The 6,232-nt window shown below is 71.4% G+C and carries 8 protein-coding genes and 1 pseudogene; 3 read left to right on the top strand and 6 right to left on the bottom strand.

Annotated elements, in window-relative coordinates:
- The 3 genes and pseudogenes from GA0115259_RS39640 to sigE all read right to left on the bottom strand — a co-directional run.
- A pseudogene (locus GA0115259_RS39640) lies at nt 1-203 on the bottom strand (protease); the annotation flags it as partial.
- An 87-nt stretch (nt 204-290) separates the two neighbouring features.
- Complete coding sequence (locus GA0115259_RS18975; protein WP_093598404.1) at nt 291-1,181, bottom strand: zf-HC2 domain-containing protein; 891 nt, start codon at nt 1,179-1,181, stop codon at nt 291-293.
- On the bottom strand, nt 1,178-1,936 hold the full coding sequence (sigE, locus tag GA0115259_RS18980; RefSeq protein WP_176732588.1) for an RNA polymerase sigma factor SigE: 759 nt from the start codon (nt 1,934-1,936) through the stop codon (nt 1,178-1,180). The genes GA0115259_RS18975 and sigE overlap by 4 nt, the downstream gene beginning before the upstream one ends.
- 182 nt (nt 1,937-2,118) lie before the next feature.
- Between sigE and GA0115259_RS18985 the strand changes: the two genes are divergently transcribed.
- Nucleotides 2,119-2,754 carry an O-methyltransferase gene (locus GA0115259_RS18985; RefSeq protein WP_256098047.1) on the top strand — a complete coding sequence of 212 codons (636 nt, stop codon included), beginning with the start codon at nt 2,119-2,121 and terminating at the stop codon, nt 2,752-2,754.
- Nucleotides 2,755-2,924: 170 nt separating this feature from the next.
- Here GA0115259_RS18985 and GA0115259_RS18990 read toward each other — a convergent pair whose 3' ends face one another.
- Nucleotides 2,925-3,092 carry a DUF3117 domain-containing protein gene (locus GA0115259_RS18990; RefSeq protein WP_003966491.1) on the bottom strand — a complete coding sequence of 56 codons (168 nt, stop codon included), beginning with the start codon at nt 3,090-3,092 and terminating at the stop codon, nt 2,925-2,927.
- Nucleotides 3,093-3,404: 312 nt separating this feature from the next.
- Here GA0115259_RS18990 and GA0115259_RS18995 point away from each other — a divergent pair, with 312 nt between their 5' ends.
- Entirely contained in the window at nt 3,405-4,208 is an 804-nt protein-coding gene (locus GA0115259_RS18995) for a 2-cyclohexenylcarbonyl CoA isomerase (protein ID WP_093598409.1), read from the top strand.
- 54 nt (nt 4,209-4,262) lie between these two features.
- On the opposite strand, the gene GA0115259_RS19000 is transcribed toward GA0115259_RS18995, so the two are convergent.
- Nucleotides 4,263-4,847, bottom strand: a complete 585-nt coding sequence (locus tag GA0115259_RS19000; protein WP_093598412.1) for a DNA-3-methyladenine glycosylase I — start codon at nt 4,845-4,847, stop codon at nt 4,263-4,265.
- Nucleotides 4,844-5,197: a DivIVA domain-containing protein gene (locus tag GA0115259_RS19005; RefSeq protein WP_093598415.1), complete on the bottom strand. Its 354-nt coding sequence runs from the start codon at nt 5,195-5,197 to the stop codon at nt 4,844-4,846. Before GA0115259_RS19005 ends, GA0115259_RS19000 begins: the two co-directional genes overlap by 4 nt.
- A 113-nt stretch (nt 5,198-5,310) precedes the next feature.
- Between GA0115259_RS19005 and folP the strand changes: the two genes are divergently transcribed.
- Entirely contained in the window at nt 5,311-6,183 is an 873-nt protein-coding gene (gene folP, locus GA0115259_RS19010) for a dihydropteroate synthase (RefSeq protein WP_093598419.1), read from the top strand.
- The last annotated feature ends 49 nt before the right edge of the window (nt 6,184-6,232 follow it).

The following is a 6,232-nucleotide window of genomic DNA, read 5'->3' on the forward strand; positions in this document are numbered from 1 at the left end:
GCGAGCTGATCGGCGGGCGCCGCGAGCGTGGGCCCGGGAGCGTGCTCGCCGGACCCTGACACCTCGTCGGCGACGGGAGGCAACTGCGCCGTCACCTCGCCGCCGTGCGCCGGCGGCACCTCCGGCTCCTGCGGTATCGCGCGTCCCGCTGGGGGCCGGCTCCACCATGTCGCCTTGGGTCCGGTGGGCTTCCCGTCGTCCATGCTCTCCCCGCAACTGCCGCTCCGCGCCCCGACAGAGGCACCCCTGTAAGGATTCAACCAGGTTTACGAACGTCCGCGCAGGGCCGCTCAGCGCCGGGTCGAGAACGTGCTTGCGGGCAGCGTCGGTGCGGCGAGCTGGGTGGGACTGGGTGTGGCGGTGTAACCGGTCGCGGAAACCGCGTCGATCTGGACGGCCGGATCCGCGGGCCGTATCAACGGCGACTGTACGGCGCCCATCAGGATGCCCGGCGCGAACGGGTGCTCGGAGAGCGTCTGGGTCTGGAACACTCCGGGCGGCGCCTCGGCGGCCCTACGGTCCACGGAGTGCGGCAGCAGTCCACCGCCTCCGCCCTGGCGCCGGCCCGACTCACCGCCCGTCGGCGTGATCGTGCCGGGAGCCCGCATCGGCGTCACAGTGTTGCCCGAGCCCCTGGGCAGGGCATCGGCGGCCGTGCCGAGCGGCATCGTGCCACCGAGGGCCATCGCGGCGAACGACACCGCGCTGGCGGCGGCGAAGGCGAAGCGCCGTCCGCGCCACGGCGAGCGCTCGGCCTCCTGGCGTGCGACCTCATGGATACGGAAGCCGGAGCCGCTGGACAGCGCGCCCGCGTGGGCACCGGCCGGGACATAGCCGAACCCGTCCGTGCGCACACCGAAGCCGTCCGGGCGCACACCGAAGACGCCCTCACCAAAGCGCCCCCCGTCGAACAGCCCCTTTGTGTTGTCATCATCTCCCGGAGATCCGCCGGGCAGTCCCTGGAGTCGCGCGAGCAGCCCCGCGGAGGGCGCCGGCGGGGCCGTCTTGGCGAAGACGCTCTTCAGCCGCCGCTGGGCGTCGGCCTCCGCCTTGCACTTGGCGCACGTCGCGAGATGGGCCAGCACGCGCTCACGCGCGTCATGGTCCAGCTCTCCGTCCACCAGGGCGGCGAGCCGGTCGCCCAGATGCTGCTCGGCGGGGGTCGGGCTTGTGCCACTCACGCCGCTCCGCCCTCCCCGGCCACGCTCACAAAGGCGCGCTGCTCGGCTCGGGCCTCGGGCGAACGGTGCTGAAGGGCCTTGCGCAGATGCGAGCGCCCACGGTGGATCCGGCTCCGTACGGTGCCGAGCTTGACACCGAGCGTGGCCGCGATCTCCTCGTACGACAGGCCCTCGATGTCACAGAGCACCACGGCGGCGCGGAACTCGGGCGCGAGGGTGTCCAGCGCCTGCTGGACGTCCGCGTCGAAGTGGGTGTCGTGGAAGGCCTGCTGAGGCGACGGCTCACGGCTGGGCAGCCGCTCCGCGGCATCGTCCCCGAGCGCGTCGAACCGGATCCGCTGCTTGCGGCGGACCATGTCCAGGAAGAGATTGGTGGTGATCCGGTGCAGCCAGCCCTCGAAGGTGCCGGGAGTGTACGTCGACAGCGAGCGGAAGACCCGGACGAAGACTTCCTGGGTCAGGTCCTCGGCGTCGTGCTGATTGCCCGTGAGGCGGTAGGCGAGGCGGTAGACACGTCCGCTGTGCGTGCTGACGATCTCCTCCCAGCTGGGAGGCGTCCACGCCTGCGATTCCGCATCCGATGCGAAGGTCGCGGTAATTGCGGAGTCGGTGGAGCGAGAACGGTCAGCGAAGTTGGTCACGGATCTCGGCTTGCCGGCCGACCTGAGATAGCGCGTCAGCGCTCCTCCCCGATCCACAGGCGCAGCCGCACCTCCCCTGTCGGCTCTGGTGGTGTCCAGTGGAGCCCCTACCATAGCCACTCCGCCCGTTAGCTCCGGATAAGAATCTTTACGCGAAATTCCGACCGGCCCCCGCGCCGACCGAGCTGAATCACGAGAGAGCCACACCCCTGCATAACGCCTGGTCCCATCTGCGGGTTCCCGGGCGCAGCGGATACAGTCACCGTTGCGCCGCCAACGGGGACAAGGAGAGGGTCATTACCGCCAACCGGCAGACGAGCTGGGCGTTCGCCGACGCCTTTGTCGCCGAGGACGAAGCACTGCGCTGGGCCCGGGACCGGGCCCGTGAGACAGGGCTTCGCTCGGTGTCACCAGGCACCGGAGCCGCGCTGCGTCTGCTCGCCGCCACGCTGGATGCGAAGGCGGTGGCCGAGATCGGCACCGGCACCGGTGTCTCCGGGACGTATCTGCTCCTGGGCATGCGGCCGGACGGCGTCCTGACCACGGTCGACACGGAGCCGGAGCGCCAGCAGTTCGCCCGGCAGACCTTCCGGGCGGCCGGATTCACGGGCAACCGCGCGCGGTTCATCCCGGGCCGGGCCCTGGACGTACTGCCCAGGCTCGCCGACGGCGGATACGACCTGGTCTTCTGCGACGGCGACCGCCTTGAGTGCCTGGACTACCTCGCTGAATCGTTGCGGCTGCTCCGGCCCGGCGGACTCGTCTGTTTCGAGGGTGTCTTCGCGGACGGCAGGACGGTCGACTCGGCGGCGCAGCCGGCGGAGGTGCTGCGGCTGCGGGAGCTGCTGCGGACCGTACGGGAGAGCCCGGAGCTGCTGCCCACGCTACTGCCGGTGGGCGACGGACTGCTGTGCGCGGTGCGGCGCGGCTGAGGCCGCGAACAGCGCGCGGGATGGAGCCGTACACCCTGGTACGAGGGGTACGAGGCCGTACCACCACGGAACATCACACTGCCCCGGTACGGACTCTCATCCGTGCCGGGGCAGCGTCGGTGCCGGTCCGCGGGCGCGACCGTGCACCCCGAAGACTGTGAGCCTTCCGCTCAGCCGACGACCTTCTTCAGCGCGTCGCCCAGCGCATCCGCCTCGTCCGGAGTCAGCTCGACGACAAGCCGACCGCCGCCTTCGAGCGGAACGCGCATGACGATGCCCCGCCCCTCCTTGGTCACCTCGAGCGGGCCGTCGCCCGTTCGCGGCTTCATGGCCGCCATGCTCGTTCCCCTTCCTGAAACCAGCTCATCGCAGCCGGCGGCCCCATCACAGGCGCTGTGTCACCGGCATCGAACACATTGCTTCCAGCCCATTATCCCGCATGGCGGGACCCGATGACCAACATCGGGCGGCATCGCTTATGCAACGCGCTCCCGCAAAACCACTCAATTCGGCGATCCGCCTGCGATACTTCGCCGCCGCGCCCCGCCACGGCGGCCCGGCATTCTTAGACGCAGGTCACATGCCGTCGCCGGTGATCTCCGCCATGCTGGGGCCGGACAGGACTGCCCGAGCCGCGAAGGGACCCGATCATGGCCGACACCGTGCTCTACGACGTGACTGACGGACTCGCAACGATCACGATCAACCGGCCCGAGGCCATGAACGCGTTGAACGTCGAGGCCAAGGTCGCGCTCAGGGACGCGCTGCGGGCCGCCGCCGACGACAGCGGCGTACGGGCCGTGCTGCTGACCGCCTCGGGCGACCGGGCGTTCTGTGTGGGCCAGGACCTCAAGGAGCACACGGCCCTGCTCGAAGCGGACCGCGAGCGCGGCTCCGGGGACACCATGAGCACCGTACGGGAGCACTACAACCCGATCCTGCGGACGATCACCGAGATGCCCAAGCCGGTGGTGGCGGGCATCAACGGGATCGCGGCGGGCGCGGGCCTCGGCTTCGCGCTGGCGGCGGACCACCGGCTCGCGGCGGACACCGCCGCGTTCAACACGTCCTTCGCGGGCGTCGCGCTGACCGCGGACTCCGGTGTCTCCTGGACGCTGCCCCGGCTGATCGGCCGCGGCCGGGCCACGGATCTGCTGCTGTTCCCGCGCTCGGTCAAGGCGCCGGAGGCGTACGAGCTGGGCCTGGTCGACAGGCTCGTACCCGCGGCCGATCTTCCGGCCGAGGCCGCCGCGACGGCCCGCGCGCTCGCCTCGGGCCCGACCCTCGCGTACGCGGCGCTGAAGGAGTCGCTGGCGTACGGCGCGGCACAGTCGCTGGCGCGGACGCTGGAGAAGGAGGACGAGCTCCAGTCGAGGGCGGGCGCCTCCGAGGACCACGCGATCGCGGTGCGGGCGTTCCTCGCGAAGGAGAAGCCGAGGTACGTGGGCCGCTGACGGCGGGCCGGACGCGGGAGCCGGCGCGGGATCCAGGACCCGCGCCGGCGTCCGTCAGGGATTGCGGAAGGCGCAGGCGGCCAGATGGTCGTTGACCAGACCGCAGGCCTGCATGAGCGCATAGGCCGTGGTCGGGCCGACGAAGCGGATACCGCGCTTCTTCAGGTCCTTCGCCAGCGCCGTGGACTCGTCCGTGACCGCCGGGATGTCGGCCGATGTCCTGGGCGCCCGGCGGGCCGGATCCGGCGCATGGGACCAGATCAGAGTGGTCAGCTCGCCCGCCGGCCACTCCGCCAGGGCGCGCGCGTTGGCGAGCGTCGCGTCGATCTTGGCGCGGTTGCGGATGATCCCGGGATCGGCGAGCAGCCGCTCACGGTCCGCGTCGGTGAACTCCGCCACGGACGCGATCTTGAACGAGGCGAACGCCTCGCGGAAGCCCTCGCGCCGGCGCAGGATCGTGATCCAGGAGAGACCGGACTGGAAGGCCTCCAGGGACAGCCGCTCGAACAGCACATCGTCGCCGCGGACCGGCCGGCCCCACTCGGAGTCGTGGTACGCGACATAGTCCTCCGTCGACAGTCCCCATGGGCAGCGCAGCCGCCCGTCGGGTCCCGCCACCACACCGCCGGCAGCGCTCATCGGCCGCTCTCCTCTCCCGGTTTCTTGAAGAGGTCGGGCGAGGAGACCGCTGTCGCCTGGGCTCCGGCCAGCGCCGCCTCCAACTCCGCGATCCGCGCGTCCCGCTCGGCGAGCTCCGCGCCGAGCCGGCCGAGCACGTCGTCCACCTCCGCCATCCGGTAGCCGCGCAGACCGAGCGGCAGCCGGAGCATCTCGACATCGGCGCGGCCGACGGGACGGGTCAAGGGCAGGGGATCCAGCAGCCGGTCCGGCGCGGCCTCCGGCAGGACCGGCTGATCTCCGCCGCCGATGACCGCGAGCGTGACCGCGGCGACGACCACGACCATCGCGATGAGCAAGAACAAGAACACGAGCTTCTCCCCTGGCAGGAAAACGTCCGGTGCCGATGGTGCCACGGGAAGGCCGTTAAGGTCGCAGACGAGCGGACGCGAGACAGGCGAGCGGACACCAGGAGGGAGCAGGGATGCGCGGCGGGACTCTGCGGCTGGGACGTCGGGAATTCGACGCGTACGAGCCGGTGATCATGGCGATCGTCAACCGGACCCCGGACTCCTTCTACGACCAGGGCGCGTCCTTCCACGACGAGCCCGCCCTCGCCCATGTCGAGCGCGCGGTGGCCGAGGGCGCCGCGATCATCGACATCGGCGGAGTGAAGGCCGGGCCCGGCGACGAGGTCACGGCCGCGGAGGAGGCACGCCGTACGGTCGGCTTCGTCGCCGAGGTGCGCCGCCGCCATCCGGATGTGGTGATCAGCGTCGACACCTGGCGGCACGAGGTGGGCGAGGCGGTCTGCGAGGCGGGCGCCGATCTGCTGAACGACGCGTGGGGCGGTGTGGATCCCAAGCTCGCGGAGGTCGCCGCGCGGTACGGCGCGGGGCTGGTCTGTACGCATGCGGGCGGAGCCGAGCCCAGGACCAGGCCGCACCGCGTCGGCTACGACGATGTGATGGCGGACATCCTGCGGGTGACGCTGGACCTGGCCGAGCGCGCCCTGGCGCTGGGAGTGCGCCGGGACGGGATCGTCATCGATCCCGGGCACGACTTCGGCAAGAACACCCGGCACTCGCTGGAGGCGACGCGCAGGCTGGGCGAGATGACGGAGACCGGCTGGCCGGTGCTGGTCTCGCTCTCCAACAAGGACTTCGTGGGCGAGACGCTCGACAAACCGGTCAAGGAACGACTGATCGGGACGCTGGCGACGACGGCGGTGTCCGCGTGGCTCGGGGCCCGGATCTACCGGGTCCACGAGGTCGCGGAGACCCGGCAGGTGGTGGACATGGTCGCGGCCATCGCCGGTCACCGTCCGCCGAAGGTGGCGCGCCGGGGCCTGGCCTGACCGGCGGGCCCGCCAGGCCGGCCCCGGCGGGCCACCGGACTACTCGCTA

Source organism: Streptomyces sp. MnatMP-M17 (assembly GCF_900091995.1).
In the GTDB taxonomy this organism is placed as follows: domain Bacteria; phylum Actinomycetota; class Actinomycetes; order Streptomycetales; family Streptomycetaceae; genus Streptomyces.

Bases quoted from the DNA above. Each gene is read 5' to 3' on its own strand.
- GA0115259_RS19000 (WP_093598412.1), bottom strand. From the start codon at position 4,847: ATGAGCGCTGCCGGCGGTGTGGTGGCGGGACCCGACGGGCGGCTGCGC.
- GA0115259_RS18995 (WP_093598409.1), top strand. From the start codon at position 3,405: ATGGCCGACACCGTGCTCTACGACGTGACTGACGGACTCGCAACGATC.
- sigE (WP_176732588.1), bottom strand. From the start codon at position 1,936: ATGGTAGGGGCTCCACTGGACACCACCAGAGCCGACAGGGGAGGTGCG.
- GA0115259_RS18990 (WP_003966491.1), bottom strand. From the start codon at position 3,092: ATGGCGGCCATGAAGCCGCGAACGGGCGACGGCCCGCTCGAGGTGACC.
- folP (WP_093598419.1), top strand. From the start codon at position 5,311: ATGCGCGGCGGGACTCTGCGGCTGGGACGTCGGGAATTCGACGCGTAC.